Below are 24642 nucleotides of genomic sequence, written 5' to 3'. Positions count from 1 at the left end.
TTTCTATCATCTAAAACAGCCTACTCCCGATATGGGAATAGGCTGTTCGTTTATTGTTGATCAGTTTTGCATTTGTTGCAAGAATGGTTTGATGTCGACGTTTAACGCTTCCGATAACTTTTCACCGAGTGAAGCATCGGCACGGTAGAAGTTACAGATTGCGAGTAAGACCGTGTTTTCGTGACGAACTTGTTTGAGATCATCGACGAGGTTGTTGAGAAGTGCCATTTGTTCTTCTTCCGTCATACGGCGGTAGACTTCACCAGCTTGTCCGAAGTTATTCGTTTTCTCGATTTCGAGACGGCCATGAATGTCATCATGAAGTGGTTGTGTGTCTTCCGTGTACGCCGGTGTTTGTTTTGGTTCCTCTTGGTAACGGTTTGGTTCATAGTTGACTGAACTTGTTTGTTGCTTGAACGGCATTGCACCGTCACGTTGGTAGTTATTCACTTGAGCGAACGGGCAGTTGATTGGAAGCTGTTGGTAGTTCGGTCCAATCCGGTGACGTTGTGTATCAGAGTAAGAGAACAAACGACCTTGGAGCAATTTATCTTCAGACGGTAACATCCCTGGTACAAGAACACCTGGGTTGAATCCAACTGATTCCGTTTCAGCAAAGTAATTGTCGACATTTTTATTTAATGTCATCGTACCGACGTGTTGGAACGGAATGATGTCTTCGAACCAATCTTTTGTTGCATCGAGCGGATCAAAGTCGAAGTTTTCAACATCAGCAGGGTCGAGTACTTGAACGAAAAGGTCCCACTCCGGGAAGTCTCCATTTTCGATGGCCTGGAATGTATCGTTTGATGCGTGATTAAAATCTTTTCCTTGAACTTCTGTTGCTTCGTCAGCAGACAGGTTATGAATGCCTTCTTTCGGCACCCAACGTAATTTAATGTAGACCGTATTGCCGTGTGCATTGACCCATTTGAATGAGTGGACGGAAGAACCACGCATTTTTCGGTAGCTTGCTGGAATGCCTTCATCTGTAAAGAGGTGCATCAGCATATTTGTTGATTCAGGACGAAGCGTCATAAAGTCCCAGTAGCGGTCAGGATCTTGAATGTTTGTACGTGGATCCGGTTTTAATGAATGAACCATATCCGGGAACTTCATCGCATCACGGATGAAGAAGACCGGTAAGTTGTTCCCGACGAAATCCCAGTTTCCTTCTTCTGTATAAAACTTAACAGAGAAACCACGTGGGTCACGTAATGTTTCAGGAGAGTGTGTACCATGGATGACGGTTGAGAAACGAGCGAAGACAGGTACTTCTGTTCCTTCTTCCTGAAGGAAAGCAGCTTTTGTATATTTTTTCATCGATTTTTTGACTTTGAACACACCATGAGCACCGAAGCCGCGTGCATGTACAACACGCTCTGGAACACGTTCACGGTCGAAGTGGGCAATTTTTTCGATTAATTGATAATCTTCTAATAAAGTAGGTCCGCGACGACCTGCCGTACGTGAGTTTTGGTTATCACCAATCGGTACGCCTTGATTCGTCGTTAGCTTCTTTTCGTTTTCATTCATTATTTAACTCCCCCTTATGTAAGATTAAAATAATTATAAAACAATAATCATTCTAAATAAAGAAAAAAGCGTCGGTTCTTGATGATTATTTAACTACAAGATATAAGTACCCCCTAAAAACTACTTAGAAACTTCTTGCTAAACGAACGTAGGATTGCTATTATAATCAAGTGTGTGAGCAATGTTCTAACTGAACTGATAAAGCGGCTTGACATCACGGGAAAGTAAGTGCTATGATAGCAAAGTGAAATGACAACAAAGCAGAAGCATCCCGCTTCTCACCATGTACAGACAATCTGTGCTGGTCCATCATGATGATATGTGATAGTAGAGTGTTCTCTGACTATTGTATTCTTTATGAGTGTGGGCGGGAAAAACTGCCGACGCTTTTTTTATAGCGTTTTATATCATTCATTTTTCGTGCTCTGCACGATGGAGGTGCTAACCATTAGCAAAGATCTGTTAATCAATGAAGGCATCCGCGCTCGAGAAGTTCGTCTTATCGGAGCGGATGGTGCACAACTTGGAGTCCAATCGCGCACTGAGGCATTGCGTCTCGCTGAGGAAGCTGACCTTGACCTCGTCATGGTCGCACCACAAGCAACGCCGCCTGTATGTAAAATCATGGACTACGGTAAATACCGTTTCGAGTTGCAAAAGAAGGACAAAGAAACTCGGAAGAATCAAAAAGTGATTCAGATGAAAGAAGTCCGACTCAGCCCAACAATCGAGGAGAATGACTTCCAAACGAAATTCCGTAATGCGAAGAAATTCTTAGAGAATGGTAACAAAGTGAAAGCGAGTATTCGTTTCCGCGGACGTGCCATCACTCACTCAGAAATCGGTAGACGTGTCCTTGAACGTCTCGCTACGGATTTAAGCGAGTTCGGTGTAGTTGAACAGAGACCGAAGATGGAAGGACGCAGCATGTTCTTAGTGCTTGCTCCGAAGAAAGAAGACTAATCGAATCGAAGTAGGAGGGAATCTCTCATGCCTAAAATGAAATCGCACCGCGGTGCTTCTAAGCGTTTCAAACGTACTGCTTCTGGCAAATTGAAACGTGGTCGTGCTTACACAAGCCACTTATTCGGTAACAAATCAACTAAAGCGAAACGTAAATTGCGTAAAGCTAGCATGGTATCAACGGGTGACTTCAAACGTATCCGTCACATGATCGCGAAGTAATTTATTCAATCGTACACAGATTTAGGAGGGAATTTATATGCCACGCGTAAAAGGCGGATATACGACTCGTCAACGTCGTAAAAAACAACTCAAATTAGCTAAGGGCTATTACGGCTCGAAACATACACTCTTCAAGGTTGCGAAACAGCAAGTCATGAAATCACTCATGTATGCTTACCGTGACCGTCGTCAAAAGAAACGTGACTTCCGTCGCCTCTGGATCACTCGGATCAATGCGGCTGCACGTATCAACGGTCTTTCTTATAGCCGTATGATGCATGGTCTCAAACTTGCAGGTATCGACGTTAACCGTAAGATGCTCGCTGACCTCGCAGTTACAGATGCAACTGCATTTGCTTCACTTGCTGACACAGCAAAAGCAAAATTGAACGCTTAAGTTCTACAATTCGTCGGGGAATTTAATTCTCCGGCGTTTTTTTTCGAGGACTGCTAAAATTGATAAATCGATTTTCATGCCTATGTTTTATTTTTTGAGATAGAAGGAGAATTACGATGGACTGGTTGACACTTTTTGAGATGCAGGAACAGTTGGATAAACGAATCCAATCGGAACATAACTTGACGGGAAATCAATTTGATGAGCGTTTACTCGCTCTATTAGTAGAGTTAGGTGAACTTGCGAATGAAACACGTTGCTTCAAATTCTGGTCGACAAAGGGACCATCAGCGCAAGTCACGATTCTTGAGGAATACGTCGATGGCGTTCATTTCCTCCTCTCGCTTGGTCTTTCCCTCGACTATAAGAAAGAACGATTTGTTGAAGGCGACTATTATTTGACGGCAACGGACGGATTTTTGGATGTCTACAATAAAACAAACGTCTTCGCGATTTCAAGAACCGAACAAAGTTACGATGTTTTAATTGGTGCATACCTAGCATTAGGTGCTACACTTGGTTTTACACAGGAAATGATTTTCAAGGCTTATGTTGCAAAAAACGAAGCGAATCACGTTCGCCAAGATAACGGTTACTGAGGAGGAAATCAGATGAATGAACAATTACATATGTTGAAGCGTCTCACGGACGCAACGGGAGTACCTGGGAACGAGAAAGAAGTACGCCAGCTCATGCGGGAGTATTTAGAACCTCACGCTGAAGCGTTCCATCAAGATGGATTAGGTAGCTTATTCGCGGAACACAAAGGGGCAGGGGACGATGCGCCTCGTATTTTGATTGCCGGTCACATGGATGAAGTTGGATTCATGGTAACGAAGATCGATGAAAAAGGGTTTCTTCGCTTCCAACCGCTCGGTGGTTGGTGGGGACAAGTACTTCTTGCACAGCGTATGAACATTGTCACATCATCTGGAGAAGTCATTCCAGGCGTAATCGGTGCGAAACCACCTCATGTTTTACCACCGGAAGCGCGCAATAAACCTGTCGATATTAAAGAAATGTTCATTGATATCGGTGCTACTTCGAAAGAAGAAGTCGAAGGGTGGGGCATTCGACCTGGAGATACGGTCGTTCCGCATTGCGAATTTACTGTGATGAAAAATGAGAATTTCTTGATGGCGAAAGCTTGGGATAACCGTATCGGTTGTGCGATTGCGATTGAAGCCATCAAACGCTTGAAAGCAGAAGGACACCCGAACACGATTTTCGCAGGAGCAACGGTTCAAGAGGAAGTTGGTCTTCGTGGTGCGCAAACCGCTGCAAACTTGATTCATCCGTCGATTGCGTTTGCTGTTGATACGGGAATCCCTGGTGATACACCAGGCATGACGGACCGCGAAGCATTGTCGAAACTTGGAGAAGGTGTCCAAGTCATCATGTTTGATGCGACGATGATTGCGCACCGCGGCTTAATTGATTTTGTCACGGGTGTCGCAAAAGAAGAAAACATTAAATATCAATTGGACCTAACACCGGGTGGTGGGACGGATGCTGCGAAATTCCATTTATCGAACACGGGAGTTCCTTCGCTCGCATTGACAGTCCCAATCCGTTACTTGCACACAAACGTTTCCATTATGCATAAAGCAGATTTCGAAGCAGCGGTCGAGTTGATCGTTGCCGTTACGAAACGACTTGATGCGCAAGCCGTCCAAGCGATTTACGAGGGGTAAACCATGAAACATATTTCTTCTACAAAGAATGAAATCGTCAAACAATGGAAAAAACTTTTAACAAAAAAAGGACGTCTTCAGACAAAACGTTTCCTCATTGAAGGAGAGCATCTCGTTGAAGAGGCTGTCCGTGCTGGAATCATCAAAGAGTTAATCGTCCGTGAGGATGTTCAGGTTCCTGGTTCTTGGAAGAAAAATGCGGCTGACTTAATCACGATTGATGAATCTGTTGCGAAAGTCTTGTCAGAAACGGAAACGACACAAGGGATCTTCGCCGTCTGTGAGATGAAAGAGCAAACAGAACGTTTAGAACGTGGACGTTACCTGTTACTCGATCGCCTGCAGGATCCGGGTAATGTCGGAACGATGATTCGGACAGCCGACGCGGCCGGATTCGATGGCGTCATCATTGGTCACGGAACAGTTGATGTCTATAACAGCAAAGTTCTCCGGGCAACACAAGGTTCGATTTTCCACTTGCCGGTCATCATGATGTCGCTTGATGAAGCGATTCAAGATTTGCATGAACTAGGTGTATTTGTTCTCGGGACGGCACTGCGCAATGCCAATCCGTATACAGAAGTCGAAAACCTTGGTGCAATCGGACTCATCATCGGGAATGAAGCGCAAGGCGTGGCACCGGAATTGCTCGACCAATGTGATGGACGTGCTTACATTCCGATTCGCGGAAAAGCAGAATCATTGAACGCAGCAGTTGCGGCAGGAATTTTACTGTATCATTTTGCTCCGGTCGATTGAATCACTGAAGCGTTCATGCTAAAGTGAGATACAGTAGAACATTTAATTAGACGTTGATGGAACAGAGTAGGTTAGAGAACGATTCGATTAGGGAGAGGAAGCCTTAGACTGCAAGCTTCTTTACGAATCCGCTAGCTGAATTCACTCCGGAGTCGCACGAGAGATCGTGACGGGAAGCGCCCGTTATCGCGCTACTTGAGGACTTGATGGATTCAAGTCGAACAAGGGTGGTACCACGATTGAATTAAATCGTCCCTTCGGCAGTTGCTGAAGGGGCGTTTTTTATTTGAAAAAAAGGAGTGACGAGCATGCGGGAACAATTAGAGGCACTTCGCGACGAAGCGCTACAACTCGTGAATCAAGCCAGTACACAAAAGGAATTAAATGATGTCCGTGTCAAATATCTCGGAAAAAAAGGTCCGATCACAGAAGTATTACGTGGAATGGGAAAATTATCAGCAGAAGAACGTCCGGTCGTCGGTGAAATTGCAAATGCGGTTCGTGGTGTCATCCAAACAGAACTCGAGCAACGTTTAGTCGACGTCAAGCAACAAGAGATGGACGCAAAACTAGCGCTTGAAGCGATTGACGTGACACTTCCGGGTCGACCAAAAAAAGTCGGACAAGCGCATTTATTGCAACAAGTCACGGACGAAATCGAGGACATCTTTGTTGGACTCGGTTATACGATTGCCGAAGGCCCGGAAGTCGAACAGGATTTGTTCAACTTCGAGATGTTGAATCTGCCGAAAGATCATCCGGCACGTGATATGCAAGATTCATTTTATATCACGGATGAAATTCTGATGCGGACACACACGTCACCTGTACAAGCGCGGACGATGCTCGCTTCAAAAGGTGAACCGATTCGAATTCTGTGCCCGGGTAAAGTCTATCGTCGCGATGAAGACGATGCGACGCACTCACACCAATTCATGCAAGTCGAGGGACTCGTTGTTGGGGAGTCGATTTCAATGGCAGATTTAAAGGGGACACTGGAGGCCTTCGTGAAACAAATGTTTGGTGAAGCACGTGAAATCCGGTTACGCCCTAGCTTCTTCCCGTTCACAGAACCATCCGTCGAAGTCGACGTCTCGTGTTTTAAATGTGGTGGAAAAGGGTGCAATATCTGTAAACAAACAGGCTGGATTGAAATTTTAGGTGCCGGTATGGTTCATCCGCGCGTCCTTGAGATGGCAGAATACGATAGCACGAAAATGTCTGGATTCGCCTTCGGGATGGGGATTGAACGAATCGCCATGTTGAAATATGGGGTCGATGATATTCGCCACTTCTATACGAATGACGTTCGCTTCAGCGAACAGTTTTAAGGGGGAAAACAGATGTTAGTCTCAAAACAATGGTTACAGCAGTTCGTTGACGTCAGTCAGAAAACAGGTGAAGAACTGGCGGACTTAATTACGAAGAGCGGGATCGAAGTCGAAGGTGTCGAAGTCCGTGACGCCGAGTTGAACAATATCGTCGTCGGTCATGTGTTAACAAAAGAAAAGCATCCGGAAGCGGATAAATTAAACGTCACGACGGTTGATATCGGACAAGAAGAACCGGTACAAATCGTGTGTGGTGCACCGAATATTGAAGCAGGACAAGATGTCATCGTTGCCCGTGTCGGTGCCCGTCTTCCAGGGATTAAAATTAAGCGGGCTAAACTGCGTGGAGTCGTTTCGGAAGGCATGATTTGTTCACTCGAGGAACTCGGATTCGAGAAAAAGTATATTCGTGAAGATGAACAGGCTGGCATTCATACATTCCGTGAGCCGGTCATACCGGGACAAGATGTCTTAGAACTACTTGGTCTGCATGACGAAGTCTTAGAACTCGGTTTGACACCGAACCGTTCTGATTGCCTAAGCATGTACGGTGTGGCGCATGAAGTAGCAGGTATTTTAAATACGACGGCTACTTTCCCGGCAATCGAAGTGACGGAAGATGAAGAAAAAACGAAACTTGCGGTCACGCTTGAGTCGGAAGAATGCCCATTTTACGCAGCGCGTGAGATTAAACATGTCGTCATCGGTGAGTCGCCATTGTGGCTCAAAAACCGCTTGATTGCAAACGGGATTCGTCCAATCAACAATGTCGTCGATGTGACGAACTTCGTTTTACTTGAAACAGGACAACCGCTCCATTCGTTTGATGCTGAAAAGCTGGGGCAGCAGATTGTCGTTCGTCAAGCGAAAGCAGGCGAAGCCTTCCAAACACTTGACGAAGTCGAACGGGCACTCGATCCGTCAATGCTCGTCATCACAGATGGTGAAAAGCCGGTCGCACTTGCGGGTGTCATGGGTGGTGCAAATACAGAAGTTGACGCAACAACGACGTCCATCATCCTCGAATCGGCTTATTTCGCACCGACATCTGTCCGGAAGACGAGTCGCGTTCTCGGACTACGGTCGGACTCCAGTTCACGGTTTGAAAAAGGGGTCGATCCACGCCGTGTCTTGTTAGCACTCGACCGGGCAGCGGCATTGATTGCTGAGCTTGCTGGTGGGACGGTACTTGCCGGAACAGTCCAATCGGGTACACTTCAACTCGATGATCATTTAATCGAAGCGAGTGTCTCGTATATCAATCATCGTCTCGGAATGGAAATCGAAGGAACGGTCATGAAAGAATTATTGGAACGTCTTGGACTCGAAGTCGAGTTATCAGGAGACGCATTGACAGTCAGCGTCCCGACACGCCGCCAAGATTTGATGATTCCGGCTGACATCTCGGAAGAAGTCGCGCGACTCTATGGATACGATGCCTTGACATCAAGCTTACCGCAAGAGGCGAGCCGCGGGTTTTTACCAAAACGAAACCAGCATCGCCGCCAAATCCGTCGTCTCCTTCAAGGGGCCGGTTTATCACAAGCCATCACGTACTCACTGACGAGTGAACAACGAGCGATGCAATTTAATGAACAAACCGATCTTCATCCGGTTAAACTAGCGATGCCGATCAGCGAAGCACGTTCGACACTCCGGACATCATTGATTCCAGGGTTACTCGAAGTCGCCCAACACAATGTCGCGCGTCAACATGCGGACCTTGCCTTCTATGAACTCGGAAGTGTTTACCTGCAACGTGATGCGTCACTTGAGACGTTACCGATCGAACAAGAACTGGTCGCCGGAGTCGCTGTCGGATTAGCGGAACAACACCGTGCGCATGGCACCATGGTCAAAACGGATTTCTTCGTCGTCAAAGGAATCGTTGAAACGTTAGCAGAGGCACTCAATGTTACGTTAACGTATGAAGCATCTGTTATCGATTCGATGCATCCGGGGCGGACGGCTCGTGTCTTACTGGACGGTGAAATGATTGGGTTCGTCGGCCAAGTTCATCCGGCACTCTCGAAAGAGCAGTATGGCTTAAAAGAAGTTTACGTCTTTGAACTTGATGCGATGAAACTGCACTCGAAAGAGCGGGTCGTCTATCAAGAGATGTCCCGTTTCCCATCGATGACGCGTGATATCGCGATTGTCCTCAATCAATCAGTCACAGCAAGCGAAGTCGAGCAAGTAATCGTAGAGGCAGCCGGTCCACTTCTCCAACAGGTCACGTTATTTGATGTTTACACGGGCGATAATGTCGGGGAAGATAAAAAATCATTTGCCTTCTCGCTCCGTTATCAAAATAAGGAACGGACATTGGTCGATGAAGAAGTCACAGCAGCACACGAACATGTCGTAACGGCTTTAACAAAAGCGTTCGATGCAGAACTTCGTGCATAACAGGTCAATCGAATGAAAGTGCTAAAACGAGGATGACGTTACTGTCATTCTCGTTTTTTTGTGTTTAGCCGGTTTCTTCGTTCAAGATACAGTTCAACTACAGCCAGGCTACAGATACGTTTCCTAAGATGAATGTAGAAGGTTAAGGGAGGAACACAGAAAATGAATTTTTTGAAACGGGCAGGTAAAAGTATTGTCGCGCGTAAGGGGAAGACGCTGATCATGTTGATTATTCTGACAGTAATCGGATCCCTCGTACTATCAGGATTCGCCATCCAAAACGCTGCGAAAGCGGCGGGGGAAGAGGCGAGAAAAGAACTCGGAGCAACCGTGACGCTGCAAGTCGACCGGCAAAAACAGATGCAGGAGCGGCAAGCGTCCGGAGAACGCGGGAGACCGGAAGACGTCACCATTGACATCAAAGAAGCCGAAGCGATCGAACAGTTGGATGAAGTGAAAACCGTCAATTATCTTTCGCAAGCGACGGCGACGGCGAGTGATATCGAACCGATTGAAAGTGAATCAACAGACTCGGGCGGCGGGCGAGGCGGTGAGATGCCGGAAGGAATGACAGTACCGGACTTTTCATTGAACGGTGTGACGAATATGGAACTACTTGATTCATTTACGGATGGGACATTAAACATCGTAGACGGAGAAGCATTGACTGCGGACTCGAAAAACAACAGTGTTGTCATCGATGAAAATCTGGCAACCGAAAATGATCTCAAACTGGGCGATACGTTCAAACTGAAGTCGACGACGACCGAGAAGTCAAAAACATTGACGATCATTGGTTTATCGGCATCGACGGAAGCGACATCCGATGCGAATTTCCGAGCGGCAGGCTTCCTGGACCCGATGAACCAGATGTACATTGCAAATGATACACTTGCGAGCTTCGCGACAGAAGACGGTACAGTAAGCGCGTCAAGCGTCGTCTATTCGTTGAAGGATCCATCTGAAATCGAAGCCTTTAAAAAAGAAGCAACGACGGTCTCGTCACTCGACTGGGAGACATTCACGCTGGATGCGAATGATGCAGCGTATCAGAAAATGGTCGGACCGATTGAACAAGTGGCCGCGTTCTCGAAATCAGTCGTCTATCTTGTCAGCATCGCAGGTGGTCTGATTTTAGCGCTGTTAATCTTATTATCGGTCCGGGAACGCCGGAAAGAAATGGGGATCCTGTTGGCAATGGGGGAAAAACGCCCGAAACTGATGGGACAATTACTGGTTGAAACGTTTGCGATTGCAGCGGTTGCTTTTCTCGTTACGTATGCAACCGGCGGGATGACCTCACAATTCATGACGGATCAACTCCTAAACCGTGAGGTGACAGAAGCCGCAAGTTCCGTTGCGACGACCGGTTTTGGTGGTCCCGGCGGACGCGGACAACAAGTGCTCGACAGCATTCCCCAAATCACGGAAATGACGACCAAGATTGACGGAGCGGCCTTGATTCAAGTCATCGAGATCGGCAGTCTGATTGTCTTTTTATCCGTCTTACTGCCCTCACTCGCATTGTTGCGCATGAATCCAAAAGAAATTCTATTACGGGAGGACTAATCCGATGACGACTTTAGAAATGACAAACGTCTCTTATGCCTATACTTCGGCAGGGAAACAACAACGAATCTTGAACGAGGTTTCGATGCAGTTCGAAGCAGGACGATTTTATGCGATTCTCGGAGAATCGGGTTCCGGGAAAACAACGGCACTGAGTTTGCTGAGTGGACTGGATTCACCGACGGAAGGACGCATTCAATATGAAGGGCGTGACCTCCGGAAAATCGGACTGACGACCTATCGTTCGCGTCACGCAGCGACGGTTTTTCAATCGTTTAATTTGTTGACGTATATGAATGGATTAGATAATGTGGTCGTCGCGCTCGAACTGAGTGGGCAACGGATAAACGGAAAAAAGAAACGGGCGCTCGAATTACTTGAACAAGTCGGGATCGATGAAGCTCATGCAAGGAAAAATGTCCTGCAACTGAGTGGCGGTCAGCAACAACGGGTCGCCATCGCCCGGGCTCTTGCGACGGAAGCGCCAATCATTCTGGCAGATGAGCCGACCGGGGCACTTGATGAAAAAACAGCGACAGACATCATTCGTCTATTTCAACAACTGGCGCATAATGCGAACCGCTGCATCATCGCAGTGACACACTCGGCAGAAGTCGCCCGCGCTGCCGATCATATCATTGAATTGAAGAAACAATGTTTTATAGAGAAAAAACGTGTCAGAGAGGGCGAGGTCCTTCCTGCTCGTTAATCAAAAAAGCTCTCGCGTCCTTGGACGGGAGAGCTTTTTCTTGGACACTTTAAGAAGCGATATCTTGTTTGGCTGAAGATGACGCCGATCGACGGAAATACCCATACAAAAGACCGCTGCTGACAACGACGAGGCTACACATCAAAAACATGTTCGAGTACCCCACTTTCGCAGCAATACCCGACAACAGAAAGGCCCCAATTCCGAAGCCGCTGTCGTAAGCAAGGAAAAAGGTCGAAATCGCCTTCCCTTTTTGTTCGGGTGCGGCATACGTCAACATGACCGTCTGCAACCCCGGGAAAATCGAAGCAGAACCGACACCGATGATGAGGGCAGCAAGTAATAAACCTGGAAGGGTTGGGAAAAGACCAAGTATTAAAAATCCAGTGGCATACAGTCCGTAAGACGGAACCAATACCGAGGCAGGGCCTCTTTGATCAAAACGTTTGCCGGCAAAAGGCCGAATAGCAACCATACCGAGGGCGGCGAGCCCATAAAAGTAAGAGGCATAGGTGACATGATGCATCGTATCCGCATAAAGAGAGATGAAGGCGGATGTACTTGAAATCGCGATTCCCGCAAGGACGGTGGCAAGGAGCAGGACAGGACTTGCCAAGAAAAGCGATTGGCGTAAACGAAACGGTGAAGAGGTCGTCACGTGACTGCTTGTTAAGGGTAACCGTACCATCAAAAGGAATGAACAAATCGCAAGTAAGGCAATCGTGATGAAATACCAGACGAGTGCATCGTGTGCAATCAACGTCAATCCGATGACAGGGCCAAGGACGGAGGCGAGGTTCATCGACAGGACAAAGTAGCCCATTCCTTCGCCTTGACGCGGTTTTGGAATCAAGGTCGTCACACTTAAGCTCAGTGAGGAAGAAATCATTCCGAAACTAAAGCCGTGTAAGAGGCGAATGATGAGTAACAGACTGAATGATTCGAGCGGTAAGACGATGAGATACAAACAACTGACAACTGTAAAGAGGCTAGCAGACAGCAGTAACATCCGTTTCAGTTCATAACGATCGAGCCAATGTCCGATCAACGGGCGTGAACAGACCGTCGCCAAGATAAATGCTGTCACAACCCAACCGAGCGCACTTTGCGAGACGTCGAACTGTTTTGCGGCAAGTAAGGGCAAAGAGGCGTTTAACAGGTAAAACGTGATGAACAATAACAGATTGACGAGAAGTGTCGTCAAGTAGTGACGATGGAATAAGCGGTTCACGACAATTCCTCCTGTTCGACAGGGCGGTGGGTCGTCAGCAATCGGGTCATCAAGGTTTCCAAGACTGATTGTTCTTCGATTGATAAACCGGCGAGGAACGTTTGATGAGCTGCCTGGACCGCTGCGTCAATCGTATCGAATGAATCGCGTGCTTGTGGTGTCAATTTCACAAGGCGGTGACGTCCGACGGATTGCCGCGAGACAAAACCTAATTCTTCTAAGCGGGCGACCGTTTTTGTGACGGCTGGTTTTTCGATGACTAAGTATTTCGAGAGCGTGATTTGCGAAACAGGTTCGAGTAACGATACAGCTTTTAGCAAGGCCCATTGACCCGTGTGTAAAGAATGCTGGGACAATACGAGATCAATGTCCCGTTTGACAAGCCGGGCGACTTTTGAAAGTTGACCAAGAATATCTTCCTGTTGGGATGACATAAAAAAACCTCCTTTAAGTTAACTAGTTAACTTAAAAGAGTATAGCGAATAAAGCGCTTGTCTGGCAAGTAGGAAATTTAAGAAAGTGATTTGAATCGTGCCGTAAATTGAACAGCGTCGGCAGTTCCCGTCAGCGTAGCGTCGAGATTTAACCGCTCCATGATTTGATGCACTAAGTAGAGGCCAAGACCACTCCCGCCATGGATCCGGTTACGCGATTGTTCAGCACGGGCCAAGGGATGGAACCAGGCGGCCGTATCACTTGAATCGTTTACAGTAGGCGTATTGGTGATTGTTAACGTCCCGTCATCTTGTACACCCGTCATTTTGATTTGAATCATGCCACCGGGAGCTGTATACGAAATCGCATTCATCAACAGGTTGTGTAGGGCGCGCTCTAACAGGTGGCGATCTGTTGTGACAGTCCATTCCTCATCTGGGAGCGTGACGTGCAAGTTGCGGTCATGAATGAGTTGATCGAATTGGTGAAGCTGCTGTCTGATTAATGCGAGTGGATTCGTCTCCTCAAGTTGTAATTCCAGTTGTTCGATCCGTGCCACTTCGAGCAGTTCAGAAATGAGTTGTTCCATGTTTTCGATGACCTGACCGGCCCGCTCCAAGTAGCGATCACGGTCCCGATATACACCGAGGTTCAAGAGCATGCCTTCAATTTGACCTTTGACGATCGTGATAGGGGTTTTTAGTTCGTGCGAAATGGCTAGAAATAACTGCCGGCGTTCGGTATCACGTTGCCGATCCTTTTCGGCTTCTAAACGGAGTTGCTCGTTTGAAGTGTGTAAGGAATCCATCGTCAGCTTGAGTTTAGTTGCGAGTTGATTGATGTTTCGGGATAAGTCACCTAACTCATCCATCGAGGTATGGTTTGTTCGGACAGAAAAATTTAAGTTCGCCAGTTCTTCCGTCGCTTGATTGATGGAGAGCAGTGGACGGGAGATGGTACGCGAATAAAGATAAGCCGCGAGTCCTGCTAACAAAAGTAACGGGAAGACGATATAAGGGGCGAGCTTTAAGATGACAGCTTTCACTTCGTCAATCGGTTGAATCATTTGGTCGGCATCGAGCGTGACAGTCCGATCTGTTAATTGAAGCGGAATGGAGTCTTGAATCATTCCTTCAGGTGAGTTATTGACCGTCCGGCGAACCGGCCCACGACCGAAGCCGGGTGCATATAACAGTTGATCGTCTTCTGTCCATAAGGAAAAGCGGATTCCTTTGGCCGTCAGCTGGTCGAGTAAAGGCAACAGGTTTTCACTCGAAAGTTGCCTGCTTTCCTGCGCAATTGCATCCATCGTCGAATGAAATTGATCTTCCCGATAACTTTGATAATAGGAAGGCAGTGTCGCATATAAAAAAACGACCGTTGAGAGGACGGCGACGATAAGTAAGCTCATCGTCAAAAAAAATAACTTCCCGGTAATGCGTTGACGTTTAATTAGGTGTCTCAAGTTTGTAGCCGACTCCCTTCACCGTTTGAATGTACGGTAAATCAATTTTCTTACGTAAGTTTTTGATATGGGTATCTAGGAAACGAGTATCCCCTAAGGCATCGAACCCCCATAGTTGTTGAATCAACTGTTCACGTTCGAGGACGCGACCTGGGTGTTCAAGTAAGAGATGTAAGATTTGAAATTCTTTAAGCGTCAGCGTCGTCGGATTTCCTGAAATTAAAACGTTATAGCTCGACGGAAAGAGGGTAATCTCTCGAAAGGAGAGACACTCGTCTTCATTTGATTGGATCCGTCGAATAATGGCTTCGATTCGCCTTAGTAAGATTCGGAGCGAAAACGGTTTGGCGATATAATCGTCGATTCCGAGATCAAACCCTTTCACTTGACTTTCCTCATCTTGTAAGGCTGTTAAAAAGATGATGGGTGTTTGTGATTGTTTTCGTATGTTTCGCGCGACTTCGAACCCATCAAAGAACGGCATCATGATATCTAATATGATTAAATCGAATGAACTTGATCGGTACAGTTGTAAAGCTTCCATTCCATTTGCTGCACTCGACACTTGATAACCACTCGATTCTAGTAATTCCGTTAACAATTCGCGAATGTCAAAATCATCTTCCGCGATTAATATATGTGTCATACATTTCACCTCACACTTAGTTGTAGCATACTTACCTGAAGTTTAACTGAAGATGGACGAAAGAGGATTTGGACAATCGTCGAATGCAGTACACTTTAAGTGAATCTTGAAATAGAGAAGGGAAGCGAACATCATGAATCGTCATCACAAACCACTGTCAGCATTATTATCGCTTTTCAGCTTACAGACCGATCGTAACCCGATGATTACAAGTATCGAAACCGACTCCCGGAAAGTGACGCCAGGAAGTCTGTTCATTTGTGTCCGGGGCTACACGGTCGACGGTCACCGCTACGCAAGAGAGGCGGAACAGAATGGAGCTGTTGCGATCTTAGCGGAAGAAACATTAGACGGATTGACTGTCCCCGTGATTATCATTGCAAATACGAAAACAACAGCAGGAAAAGTCGCCGATTTCTTTTACGATCATCCGAGTCAGAAAATGCGTGTCTATGGCATCACGGGGACAAATGGGAAAACGACGACGACACAACTCGCATATGATTTATTTCGTGCTGCCGGACGGCGGACGGGAATGGTCAGTACGGTTGGTGCGTTAATTGATGGTCAGCGTGTCGAGACGCCGAATACGACGCCGGAAGCTGTCATTTTGCACCGGTTACTTTATGAGATGGTCGACCAAGGGGTAGCAGACTGCATGCTCGAAGTCTCTTCCCATGCGTTAGTCGAAGGGCGGATCGAAGGCGTATCGTTTCACGCCGCAGCTTTTACGAACCTTTCACACGATCATTTAGATTACCATGCATCGATGGCAGATTACGCAGAAGCAAAAGCCTTGTTGTTTCAGCAAGTAGCGAGGAATGACGGGAAGGGACTCGTCTTAAATGAGGAGGATGCGGCGAGTCATGTCATGCAACGAGCGGGCGAGGGCGTTCCGGTCGTCTGGTATTCGACGGACATCACTTCGAAAGCATCAGTCGTCATCGAATGGAAAGAAGAGACTGTTAATGTCCGGATTGATGGGACGACGACCGAGGTACCGATTTCCTTACTTGGTAATTTTAATGCAGCCAATTTAGCCGCGGCGATTGGTCTGATGAAAACGGGAGAGGTTAATCTGTACAATCTGATCCGACATATTCCATCACTCCGTTTACCGAAAGGACGTTTAGAGCGGATTCCGTTCGACGGGACAGACATCTATATCGACTACGCGCACACACCGGACGGATTAGAAAAATGTTTGCAGGCGTTATCCCTTAAGGACGAACCGTTATATGTCGTCTTAAGTGCAGCCGGTGAACGTGACCGGACGAAGCGACAAGAGATGGGGCGGATTGCTTCTCGGTATTGTGCGGGCATCATCGTGACGGTACATGATACGAGGCGGGAAGATCCCGGCAGAATCATTGAAGAATTAACGGTCAGTGTCGCACCTGAAAAAATCCTCTCGTCTCACCCGAGCCGAAAGGAGGCATTACTCGCAGCAGCCAAAGTGGCAAGTGACGGGAAGCGGATCATCATCGTCGGGAAAGGGCATGAACAGACTGAGCAAATTGGTAATCAGGCCGTTCCTTTTGATGAAACGAAGATTCTGATCGAAGAATTGAGACGCTTGACCGGAAAAGAGTCGGCCATCTAAAAAACCGACCAATCCTAGGATTATGGCCGGTTTCGTTTTTCTGCTAATTGTGTTGCTTTTTTTGTATTGGCGAAATGAAATTTGGTCCAATCCTTTACTTGATCCGGACCATATTTTAAGAGAAGCGCGGCTGCAACCTGATCGACTTTTGCTCCAGCCCCTTTTGGAATCGTAGTTCCGGCACGCTGACTGAGTGCATCCATCTCTTTTAAAAAGATGGCGCGGGCAAGAATTGATGCTGCAGCGACAGCGACATGGAGACCTTCCGCTTTCGTTGAAAAATAGACGTCCTCTTTGACTTGTTTTGCTTCACCTGACAAATGTTTGTAGTAGGTCGCTTTTTCAGCAAACTGGTCGATGAGAATCGCTTGCGGTTTCTCGGGAAGTTTTTCTAAGAGACCACTGAGTGCTGCATTGTGTAAGAGTGCCGTCATCTTTCCTTGTGTCATCGTCCGTTGCATGACATTATAATCAGGATTGTGTAAGATTCGGTATTCGTACGGAATGACGGCATGTAGATCACGGGCGATTTTCCGGATTTCCGTATCCGATACATGTTTCGAATCACGCACACCGAGCTCTTGGACGAGTTTGATTTGACTCGTCTCTACATAGGCGGCGACTACGACGAGCGGACCGAAAAAATCACCCTTCCCGACTTCATCACTGCCGACGACTGACCATGTCGAAAAGTCCGGCGGGAGTGCCCCGCTCGGTGTCGAGGGTCCCTTTTTAGCGAGCGGCAGCCCATAACGCCCAGCGATCGTCTCCGCGTCACTACCTTGAAACATGACTTTTCCGGAGTTATAGATGGTGACGACACAGGTCTTCGTACGGGCGGCGAAACGTGAATAGGGCGGTGGAGAAATACGTGAAGCTTGAAAATTAGAAATGACCTGTTCTTGATTTTCTTTCGATAACTTTAAAACGACGGTTCCCATAACATGATCATCCTTTCCGTCAATAAGCATACCATCCTCAAGACCGATGGTGGACTTCTTTTCCTATTTCAAAAATGATGGTACTATATGAAAGAAGCAAAGTATGAGGAGGACAGAAAAATGGCTGATTCAGAAGGGTTGAACCGGACGACGATTCATATCGCAGGTAACGATTATACGATTGTCGGAACGGAGTCGCCAGAACACGTACGTGAAGTGGGTCTCCTCGTCGATACGAAGATTCGGGAAATTCGAGACCAAGCACCACAACTGGACGTTCGTCAAATTGCCGTTTTAGCGGCTCTCAATATTGGTAGCGATTATGTAAAAATCAAAAAGAATTTGGGTGAACTATAAACTATGATTACGTTTGTTATTTTATTGTTGCTCGCATTAGGGACGATGACAGGTGTCCGACGAGGTGTCGTGCTGCAAGCGGGACATTTAGTCAGCCTATTCATCTCGTTCATCGTCGCACTCACGTTTTATGATGATTTAGCTAAAAAATTTAAATTATGGGTCCCTTATCCGTCAACACTGGACGATGCAGGAATCGATTTGACGATGTTTTCGATTCCAAGCTCTGTCGGACTAGATGAAGTATTTTATAAAGCATTTTGGTTCATCGTCTTGTTCTTCGGGACAAAAATCATTTTAGCGATGATTTTATCGATGTTCGATTCCTTGACGAACATTCCGATTCTAAAACAAGTTAAAAGCTTACTCGGCGGTATTTTTGGTTTTATCGAGATGTATATCTTCGTGTTCTTGATTCTATTTTTGGCAGCATTTGCACCGGTACAATCAATTCAAGATGCGATTGCAAATTCAAGTTTAGCGACATTTATGATTCAACATACGCCGATCTTAGCGGATTGGCTCATGACGAAAGTCGGTTTGATAAAATAAACGCGCTCCCGTTCACTGGGGGCTTTTTTTGAGGGGAGAATTGACAATGCGGACAACGCAAGATGCAATCCGACATTTAGAACGGATTTCTGTGTATCTCGAAGTAAAAGGTGAAAACCCGTTTAAAATTAATGCCTTCCGTAAGGCGGCGAGTATTTTAGAAGCAGCAGAACTTGATTTCATGGACATCGAAGATTTCACGGCAATGAAAGGAATCGGAAAAGGAACGGCAGCGGTCCTCGAAGAATTCCGGACGACAGGAACGAGTACGGCGCTTTCGGAACTGGAACAAGAAGTGCCGGAAGGTCTGATTGCGCTCCTGAAGATTCCGGGTCTTGGCGGGAAAAAGTTGGCAAAACTCCATGATGTCGGTGTCATCGATGCACAATCCTTTGCTGAAAAACTCGAGGATGGTACAGTCGAAGCGATGGCAGGATTCGGAAAAAAGACGGTCGAGAAATATTTGAAAGCACTTGAAACATTCGAAACACGACCAGAACGTTTGCCGTATGGCGTCATGCGGAACATCGTCAGTGAACTTGAACAGACATTGGCGACATTTGAAGGAATCATCCGGTTCGCAGTTGGTGGGAGTTTCCGCCGTGCTGAAGAGACGTGTAAAGACCTTGATTTTATCCTGTCGACGGATCAAGCAAAAGTCGTCAAAGAACAGTTGCTCGAGCTCGAACAAATCGATGAAATCATTGCGGCAGGTGAGACGAAAGTGTCGGTCGTCTTAAAACGAGATACTAACTACATTGCGGTCGACTTCCGGTTAGTCGACGATGCTGCATTCGCCTCGACGCTGCATCATTTCACAGGGTCAAAAGATCATAATGTCCGGATGCGTCAATTGGCGAAAGAGCGGGGGGAAAGCATCTCTGAGTACGGGGTCGAAACAAAAGACGGATTGTTCCAACCGCAAACCGAACAAGAATTGTTTGCCCGATATGACTTGCCGTTCATACCGCCAGAGTTACGGAGTGGGCGCCACGAGTTTGAACAAGATTTGTCGCGTCTGATCACGGAAAAAGACATTCAAGCGGATGTCCATATGCATACGACGTGGTCGGACGGAACCTTATCGGTCGAAGAACTTGTCGATGCCTGTGCTGCACGCGGCTACTCGTGGATGGCGATTACGGATCACAGCCAATATATGAAGTTCGTCAACGGATTGACGATAGATCGCTTACGCAAACAACGTGTTGAGATTGAAGCCGCACGTAAGAAACATCCCGACATGACAATCTTATGTGGTGTCGAGATGGATATCCTGCCGGACGGTTCCCTTGATTATGAGGATGAGTTCTTGCAGGAGATGGACTACGTCATCGCCTCGATTCATTCGAAGTTCGATCAAACGGAAGAAGAAATCATGCAACGGCTAGAAAATGCCTGTCGCAACCCGTATGTCTCATTGATTGCCCATCCGACAGGACGAATCATCGGTCGGCGCGAAGGTTACGCCGTCAATGTTGATCGCCTGATTGAACTGGCGGCAGAGACCGGGACAGCGCTTGAAATGAATGCGAACCCGGCACGTTTTGATTTAACGGCGGCGTCGCTCGCGAAAGCAAAAGCAGCCGGTGTCAAAATCATGATTAATACGGACACACACCGTCCAGAAATGTTAGAAGATATGAAACTTGGTGTCCTTCATGCCCGTAAAGCATACTTGGAGCCAGCGGATGTCATCAATACGTGGTCGGCCGAAGAAGCGCGTGCTTTCTTTGACCGAAAACGCCTAGGAGTGGATTAAATGAATGCTAACGCTTTACGCGTCTTAGAATATGATAAATTAAAAGACTTACTCGCCAAACAAACCGCAAGTTCCCTTGGGGCACAGTTCGTCAAAAACATGCAACCGTCCGAAGATTATGAACAGGTCAAAGCACTCTTAGCCGTGACGACGGAAGCGACGACGGTCTATCGTCTACGTGACCGTTATCCGTTCGGTGGTTTGACGGATGTTCGCAGTGAAGTCAAGCGGTCGGAGATTGGTTCAATCCTCTCGACAAGTGAATTGTTAGCGGTCGCAGATGTCGTCTACTCAGGCCGTCAAGTCAAGGCCTTTCAAGAAAGACTTCATGAAGACAATCCTGACTTACACTTGCCGGCACTCGATAGCCGAATCGAGCAAATTACGAAGCTCGTCGAAATCGAACAGGGGATTCGTCATGCGATTGATGATCAAGGAATCGTCCAAGACTCTGCGAGTGACAAACTACGGTCGTTAAGAAGTCAGCTGCGCTCACTTGAAGGACAAGTCCGTTCGAAAATCGACGGTGTCTTACGCAGTAAATCGAAGATGTTATCGGACGCCATCGTCACGATGCGAAACGATCGTTATTGTGTCCCGGTCAAACAGGAATACCGTCAAGCATTTGGTGGAATCGTCCATGACCAATCAGCATCCGGAGCAACGTTGTTCATCGAACCCCAAGCCGTCGTTGCGGCAAATAACGAAATTCAAGAAGCACGTCTTAAAGAACGTGCCGAAATCGAACGAATTTTAGCCCAGTTATCGGCACTTGTCGGCGCCGTCGGGGATTCGTTACGAATCAATCTTGATGTGTTGGCAGAACTCGATTTCATCATGGCGAAAGCGTTGTATGGTCATCAAATCCGTGCCGTCGAACCACGGTTGAATGAAGAGCGTCGTATCGTCTTAAAAGAAGCACGTCATCCATTCATTGCGGATGAAGATGTCGTTCCGATTACCGTTTCGTTAGGTGGCGAGTTTACATCACTCGTCATCACGGGACCAAACACCGGTGGGAAAACGGTCACGTTAAAGACGATTGGTCTTCTGCAACTGATGGTCCAGTCTGGATTATATGTGCCGGCAGCCGATGAAACGGAACTCAGTGTCTTTGACGCGATTTATGCCGACATCGGGGACGAACAATCGATTGAACAAAATCTCTCGACGTTTAGTTCGCACATGACGAACATCGTCTCGATGATGGGAAAAATCGACTTCATGAGCCTCGTCCTGTTTGATGAGCTTGGAGCCGGGACCGATCCGACGGAAGGGGCGGCACTTGCGATTGCGATTCTCGATGAAGTGAAACGGCGCGGCGCACGTGTCGCAGCGACGACCCATTATTCTGAACTGAAAGCCTACGGCTACAATCGTGAAGGGGTCGTCAATGCCTCGATGGAATTTGATGTCGAATCACTCAGCCCCACCTATCGTTTATTGATTGGTGTTCCGGGGCGTTCGAATGCCTTTGAAATTTCGAAACGACTTGGATTATCAGACATGGTCATCGAGGCGGCACGGGGTCAAGTCGGAAGCGACGCTCAGTCTGTCGAAACGATGATTGGTCGACTCGAGGAAGCGAAACAACGTGCCGAATCACTCGAGCAAGAACTACAACAAGAAAAAGAACGACTGGCGTTGGAACGTGAACAGTTCGAGCAGGAACAAGCTGAAATCTTTGAAGAGAAAAATGACATTTTAGCGAAAGCTGAAGAAAAAGCGACGCGTGCCGTCGAACGTGCTCAAAAAGAGGCAGAGGCCGTCATCAAGCGCCTGAAAGAGCTTCGTGATGCAGGTGCCGTCAAAGAACATGAATTGATTGAAGCACGCAAGCAGCTCGAACAGGCAAAACCGACCTTACAAGATCAACGGATTGCAAAAGTCAAAGCAAAACATGATAAAACACCGACGTTCGCTAAAGGTGAAGAAGTCAAAGTAACGACCTTCAACCAAAAAGGGTACATCATCAATCAAAACTCGAACGGCGACTACACGGTTCAAGTCGGCATCATGAAAGTGAACGTCAAGCCTGGTGATCTCGCTAAAATCGGAGCGGCCAAACCGACCCAAAAGACGGCGAAACGGTCAGGGAGTTCAAGCATCACAAAACAATCGTCTCCGTCAGCCGAACTCGATTTACGAGGCGTGCGGGTAGAGGAAGGTCTATCAAAACTCGAACGTTTCATGGATCAGGCGTTATTGTCGAACTATGATCATATCCGTGTCATTCATGGACTGGGGACGGGTGCGATGCGTCAAGGAGTGCAAGAATACTTGCGTGGCAACCGTCACGTGAAGACGTCTCGACTCGGTGGTCAAGGTGAAGGTGGACATGGCGTGACGATCATCGAACTAAAATAAGGAGGCACAGATGAACATTTTTGAGAACGTGTATGTCTACACGACTGCACTTTATTCAGTTGCCGGACTCTTGATTATCATGGGACTTGCGCTGTTTGAGTTGACAACTCGGTATCGGAACTGGGAACATATCAAGAGCGGAAACATTTCTGTCGCCTTAGCGACAGGCGGGAAAATCATCGGGCTCGCCAATATCGTTCATTTCGCTGTCCAAAGTGAAGAACGTGTCGGAGCCATCTTTTTAGAGAGTGCCTTTGGATTTTTATTATTGATCTCGACCTATTGGATTTTTGAGTTCTTGACACCGAATCTCCCGGTAGACCGAGAAATCGAAAAAGGAAACATCGCAGTCGGTATCATCGCATGTGCACTCTCCATCGGGATGTCATTCGTCATCGGTTCTGCGTTAGTGGGGTGAGGCTGTGTTAGAACGGTTAGCAAAAATCATGTTTGGTGTTTCGATCGCTTTTTTAGTCGTCGGACTGATTTGGATTTTCATGAATTAAAAGAACTGGCTTTGCTAAGTGATCATTCCGTACTGAACTTCATTCAGTACGGAATTTTTATGGAGTGACGACTTTCACATGAAGGAGGAAAACGGAATGAATGTCAGAAAAACAACAACAAATGAAACGAGACGGCGCGCATTCGAGGCGATGCAAGCCATCTCTTGGAAAGATATCTTTTGGATTATCGTCGGTTCTGCGATTTTATCATTCGGCGTCAATTACTTTACGATTCCGAACGATTTATCGGAAGGTGGATTGATTGGGATTACGGTCATCTTTTATTACCTGTATGGCTGGGATCCGGGTCTTGTGTCGCTTCTTGCGAACGCGCTCCTCTTCATCATCGGCTATCGCTTCTTGAGTCGGAAAACGATGATTTATTCCGTCATTTCCGTCGCCGTCACATCATTTGTCCTGTCTTCGACAGCATCACTCGCGACCTCGTCAGATAGTCGGTTGATCGGGACGGTTTATGCCGGTATCCTGATTGGTGTCGGAATTGGCTTAGTCATCCGAGCGGGCGGGACGACCGGTGGTGGCGTCATCATCGCCCGTTTGATGAATAAGTACTTGAATATCAGCATCGCGGTCTCGATGTTCATCATCGATGTCATCGTCGTTGGTGCATCAGGCTTCTTGTTTGGTGAAGAAACGATGTTATATACATTGATCGCGATCATCATCGGTTCTTATTTGATTGATCTCGTCAGCGAAGGCTTAAACGTTCGTGAAGCAGTGACGATTATCAGCCACCGTCAGGAAGAAATCGCTACGGTCTTGACAGAAACGCTCGGCAGAAGTGCGACCGTCATCCATAGTCATGGTCACTTTACAAAACAAAAAAATGACATGCTCTATATGATTGTCGACAAGCGTCAACTTGCACCACTCAAACAAATCGTCGAAGCGGCAGACCCACGGGCATTCGTCGTCATTCACAAAGTACGGGAAGTCATCGGAGAAGGATTCACATATCCTTCACGATGAACGGAAGGGCAGCTACTTCTCAAAATTAAATGTGTCTCATCAAGCCTATTGTCCACAATGTGTGAACAGTAGGCTTTTTTTATGGAGAGCGGGAACAAGTAAAAGAGGGAGATTTTAACTTTTTTTAGTCAATGCTAGCCGTAAAGGGGGAATTACACGTATAATAAAAATGAATAGTAATTCAGTCATAGGGAGGGA

Annotated in this window: 23 protein-coding genes; 17 read left to right on the top strand and 6 right to left on the bottom strand. The window is 47.0% G+C overall.

The window, feature by feature from the left end; all coding sequences use genetic code 11:
- Window positions 1-60: 60 nt before the first annotated feature.
- Window positions 61-1536 carry a catalase gene (locus KNQ04_RS01455; RefSeq protein WP_214846824.1) on the bottom strand — a complete coding sequence of 492 codons (1476 nt, stop codon included), beginning with the start codon at window positions 1534-1536 and terminating at the stop codon, window positions 61-63.
- Window positions 1537-1968: 432 nt separating this feature from the next.
- On the opposite strand from KNQ04_RS01455, the gene infC reads away from it, so the two are divergent.
- The 10 genes from infC to KNQ04_RS01405 all read left to right on the top strand — a co-directional run bounded on the left by infC (window position 1969) and on the right by KNQ04_RS01405 (window position 11589).
- The gene (gene infC / locus KNQ04_RS01450; protein ID WP_029331126.1) at window positions 1969-2499 is read left to right on the top strand and encodes a translation initiation factor IF-3; all 531 of its coding nucleotides are present in this window, start codon (window positions 1969-1971) and stop codon (window positions 2497-2499) included.
- 27 nt (window positions 2500-2526) lie between these two features.
- Entirely contained in the window at window positions 2527-2721 is a 195-nt protein-coding gene (gene rpmI / locus KNQ04_RS01445; RefSeq protein ID WP_023469015.1) for a 50S ribosomal protein L35, read from the top strand.
- A 37-nt stretch (window positions 2722-2758) separates the two neighbouring features.
- Entirely contained in the window at window positions 2759-3118 is a 360-nt protein-coding gene (gene rplT / locus KNQ04_RS01440) for a 50S ribosomal protein L20 (protein ID WP_012371057.1), read from the top strand.
- A gap of 116 nt (window positions 3119-3234) precedes the next feature.
- Entirely contained in the window at window positions 3235-3717 is a 483-nt protein-coding gene (locus tag KNQ04_RS01435; protein WP_214846822.1) for a dUTP diphosphatase, read from the top strand.
- Window positions 3718-3729: 12 nt separating this feature from the next.
- A complete protein-coding gene (locus KNQ04_RS01430; protein WP_214846820.1) occupies window positions 3730-4812 on the top strand; it encodes a M42 family metallopeptidase in 1083 nt (360 codons plus the stop codon).
- Between the two features lie 3 nt (window positions 4813-4815).
- Entirely contained in the window at window positions 4816-5571 is a 756-nt protein-coding gene (locus KNQ04_RS01425) for a TrmH family RNA methyltransferase (RefSeq protein WP_029331122.1), read from the top strand.
- Between the two features lie 308 nt (window positions 5572-5879).
- Window positions 5880-6902, top strand: a complete 1023-nt coding sequence (gene pheS, locus KNQ04_RS01420; protein ID WP_214846818.1) for a phenylalanine--tRNA ligase subunit alpha — start codon at window positions 5880-5882, stop codon at window positions 6900-6902.
- Between the two features lie 12 nt (window positions 6903-6914).
- A complete protein-coding gene (gene pheT / locus KNQ04_RS01415; protein WP_214846816.1) occupies window positions 6915-9311 on the top strand; it encodes a phenylalanine--tRNA ligase subunit beta in 2397 nt (798 codons plus the stop codon).
- Between the two features lie 162 nt (window positions 9312-9473).
- Window positions 9474-10880 (top strand): ABC transporter permease, encoded by a 1407-nt coding sequence (locus tag KNQ04_RS01410; protein ID WP_214846815.1) that lies wholly within the window; start codon window positions 9474-9476, stop codon window positions 10878-10880.
- A 4-nt stretch (window positions 10881-10884) separates the two neighbouring features.
- Window positions 10885-11589, top strand: a complete 705-nt coding sequence (locus KNQ04_RS01405; RefSeq protein WP_214846814.1) for an ABC transporter ATP-binding protein — start codon at window positions 10885-10887, stop codon at window positions 11587-11589.
- 49 nt (window positions 11590-11638) lie between these two features.
- Here KNQ04_RS01405 and KNQ04_RS01400 read toward each other — a convergent pair whose 3' ends face one another.
- From KNQ04_RS01400 to KNQ04_RS01385, 4 genes are all read right to left on the bottom strand, one after another.
- On the bottom strand, window positions 11639-12820 hold the full coding sequence (locus KNQ04_RS01400; protein WP_353049701.1) for an MFS transporter: 1182 nt from the start codon (window positions 12818-12820) through the stop codon (window positions 11639-11641).
- Window positions 12817-13254, bottom strand: coding sequence for a MarR family winged helix-turn-helix transcriptional regulator (locus tag KNQ04_RS01395; protein ID WP_214846813.1), 438 nt, complete (start codon window positions 13252-13254; stop codon window positions 12817-12819). The genes KNQ04_RS01400 and KNQ04_RS01395 overlap by 4 nt, the downstream gene beginning before the upstream one ends.
- A 77-nt stretch (window positions 13255-13331) precedes the next feature.
- Window positions 13332-14720, bottom strand: a complete 1389-nt coding sequence (locus KNQ04_RS01390; RefSeq protein WP_214846812.1) for a HAMP domain-containing sensor histidine kinase — start codon at window positions 14718-14720, stop codon at window positions 13332-13334.
- Complete coding sequence (locus tag KNQ04_RS01385) at window positions 14704-15366, bottom strand: response regulator transcription factor (protein WP_214846811.1); 663 nt, start codon at window positions 15364-15366, stop codon at window positions 14704-14706. Before KNQ04_RS01385 ends, KNQ04_RS01390 begins: the two co-directional genes overlap by 17 nt.
- Window positions 15367-15499: 133 nt before the next feature.
- Here KNQ04_RS01385 and KNQ04_RS01380 point away from each other — a divergent pair, with 133 nt between their 5' ends.
- Complete coding sequence (locus KNQ04_RS01380; RefSeq protein ID WP_214846808.1) at window positions 15500-16969, top strand: UDP-N-acetylmuramoyl-L-alanyl-D-glutamate--2,6-diaminopimelate ligase; 1470 nt, start codon at window positions 15500-15502, stop codon at window positions 16967-16969.
- Window positions 16970-16989: 20 nt separating this feature from the next.
- On the opposite strand, the gene rnhC is transcribed toward KNQ04_RS01380, so the two are convergent.
- Window positions 16990-17910, bottom strand: a complete 921-nt coding sequence (gene rnhC, locus KNQ04_RS01375; protein WP_214846807.1) for a ribonuclease HIII — start codon at window positions 17908-17910, stop codon at window positions 16990-16992.
- Window positions 17911-18030: 120 nt separating this feature from the next.
- Between rnhC and zapA the strand changes: the two genes are divergently transcribed.
- The 6 genes from zapA (at window position 18031) to KNQ04_RS01345 (ending at window position 24444) form a co-directional block, all read left to right on the top strand.
- Entirely contained in the window at window positions 18031-18267 is a 237-nt protein-coding gene (gene zapA, locus KNQ04_RS01370) for a cell division protein ZapA (protein WP_012371043.1), read from the top strand.
- A 3-nt stretch (window positions 18268-18270) separates the two neighbouring features.
- Window positions 18271-18819, top strand: a complete 549-nt coding sequence (locus tag KNQ04_RS01365) for a CvpA family protein (protein WP_214846805.1) — start codon at window positions 18271-18273, stop codon at window positions 18817-18819.
- A 46-nt stretch (window positions 18820-18865) separates the two neighbouring features.
- Window positions 18866-20581 (top strand): DNA polymerase/3'-5' exonuclease PolX, encoded by a 1716-nt coding sequence (polX, locus tag KNQ04_RS01360; RefSeq protein ID WP_214846803.1) that lies wholly within the window; start codon window positions 18866-18868, stop codon window positions 20579-20581.
- Complete coding sequence (locus KNQ04_RS01355; RefSeq protein ID WP_214846801.1) at window positions 20582-22948, top strand: endonuclease MutS2; 2367 nt, start codon at window positions 20582-20584, stop codon at window positions 22946-22948.
- 10 nt (window positions 22949-22958) lie between these two features.
- The gene (locus KNQ04_RS01350) at window positions 22959-23366 is read left to right on the top strand and encodes a DUF350 domain-containing protein (protein ID WP_214846799.1); all 408 of its coding nucleotides are present in this window, start codon (window positions 22959-22961) and stop codon (window positions 23364-23366) included.
- Window positions 23367-23550: 184 nt separating this feature from the next.
- The gene (locus tag KNQ04_RS01345; RefSeq protein ID WP_214846797.1) at window positions 23551-24444 is read left to right on the top strand and encodes a YitT family protein; all 894 of its coding nucleotides are present in this window, start codon (window positions 23551-23553) and stop codon (window positions 24442-24444) included.
- Window positions 24445-24642: the final 198 nt, after the last annotated feature.

Source organism: Exiguobacterium sp. s193, assembly GCF_018618755.1.
Classification (GTDB): Bacteria; Bacillota; Bacilli; order Exiguobacteriales; family Exiguobacteriaceae; genus Exiguobacterium_A.
The sequence above is the reverse complement of the archived record's forward strand: the minus strand, read 5'-3'. Positions and strand labels throughout refer to the sequence as shown.

What these genes read in the sequence shown, in the direction of transcription:
- rnhC (WP_214846807.1), bottom strand. Translation starts at nt 17,910, where the DNA reads ATGGGAACCGTCGTTTTAAAGTTATCGAAAGAAAATCAAGAACAGGTC.
- rpmI (WP_023469015.1), top strand. Translation starts at nt 2,527, where the DNA reads ATGCCTAAAATGAAATCGCACCGCGGTGCTTCTAAGCGTTTCAAACGT.
- KNQ04_RS01425 (WP_029331122.1), top strand. Translation starts at nt 4,816, where the DNA reads ATGAAACATATTTCTTCTACAAAGAATGAAATCGTCAAACAATGGAAA.
- polX (WP_214846803.1), top strand. Translation starts at nt 18,866, where the DNA reads ATGCGGACAACGCAAGATGCAATCCGACATTTAGAACGGATTTCTGTG.
- KNQ04_RS01350 (WP_214846799.1), top strand. Translation starts at nt 22,959, where the DNA reads ATGAACATTTTTGAGAACGTGTATGTCTACACGACTGCACTTTATTCA.
- KNQ04_RS01380 (WP_214846808.1), top strand. Translation starts at nt 15,500, where the DNA reads ATGAATCGTCATCACAAACCACTGTCAGCATTATTATCGCTTTTCAGC.
- KNQ04_RS01365 (WP_214846805.1), top strand. Translation starts at nt 18,271, where the DNA reads ATGATTACGTTTGTTATTTTATTGTTGCTCGCATTAGGGACGATGACA.
- KNQ04_RS01430 (WP_214846820.1), top strand. Translation starts at nt 3,730, where the DNA reads ATGAATGAACAATTACATATGTTGAAGCGTCTCACGGACGCAACGGGA.
- KNQ04_RS01385 (WP_214846811.1), bottom strand. Translation starts at nt 15,366, where the DNA reads ATGACACATATATTAATCGCGGAAGATGATTTTGACATTCGCGAATTG.
- pheS (WP_214846818.1), top strand. Translation starts at nt 5,880, where the DNA reads ATGCGGGAACAATTAGAGGCACTTCGCGACGAAGCGCTACAACTCGTG.
- KNQ04_RS01410 (WP_214846815.1), top strand. Translation starts at nt 9,474, where the DNA reads ATGAATTTTTTGAAACGGGCAGGTAAAAGTATTGTCGCGCGTAAGGGG.
- KNQ04_RS01395 (WP_214846813.1), bottom strand. Translation starts at nt 13,254, where the DNA reads ATGTCATCCCAACAGGAAGATATTCTTGGTCAACTTTCAAAAGTCGCC.
- KNQ04_RS01355 (WP_214846801.1), top strand. Translation starts at nt 20,582, where the DNA reads ATGAATGCTAACGCTTTACGCGTCTTAGAATATGATAAATTAAAAGAC.
- infC (WP_029331126.1), top strand. Translation starts at nt 1,969, where the DNA reads ATGGAGGTGCTAACCATTAGCAAAGATCTGTTAATCAATGAAGGCATC.
- KNQ04_RS01405 (WP_214846814.1), top strand. Translation starts at nt 10,885, where the DNA reads ATGACGACTTTAGAAATGACAAACGTCTCTTATGCCTATACTTCGGCA.
- KNQ04_RS01455 (WP_214846824.1), bottom strand. Translation starts at nt 1,536, where the DNA reads ATGAATGAAAACGAAAAGAAGCTAACGACGAATCAAGGCGTACCGATT.
- pheT (WP_214846816.1), top strand. Translation starts at nt 6,915, where the DNA reads ATGTTAGTCTCAAAACAATGGTTACAGCAGTTCGTTGACGTCAGTCAG.
- KNQ04_RS01345 (WP_214846797.1), top strand. Translation starts at nt 23,551, where the DNA reads ATGAATGTCAGAAAAACAACAACAAATGAAACGAGACGGCGCGCATTC.
- rplT (WP_012371057.1), top strand. Translation starts at nt 2,759, where the DNA reads ATGCCACGCGTAAAAGGCGGATATACGACTCGTCAACGTCGTAAAAAA.
- zapA (WP_012371043.1), top strand. Translation starts at nt 18,031, where the DNA reads ATGGCTGATTCAGAAGGGTTGAACCGGACGACGATTCATATCGCAGGT.
- KNQ04_RS01435 (WP_214846822.1), top strand. Translation starts at nt 3,235, where the DNA reads ATGGACTGGTTGACACTTTTTGAGATGCAGGAACAGTTGGATAAACGA.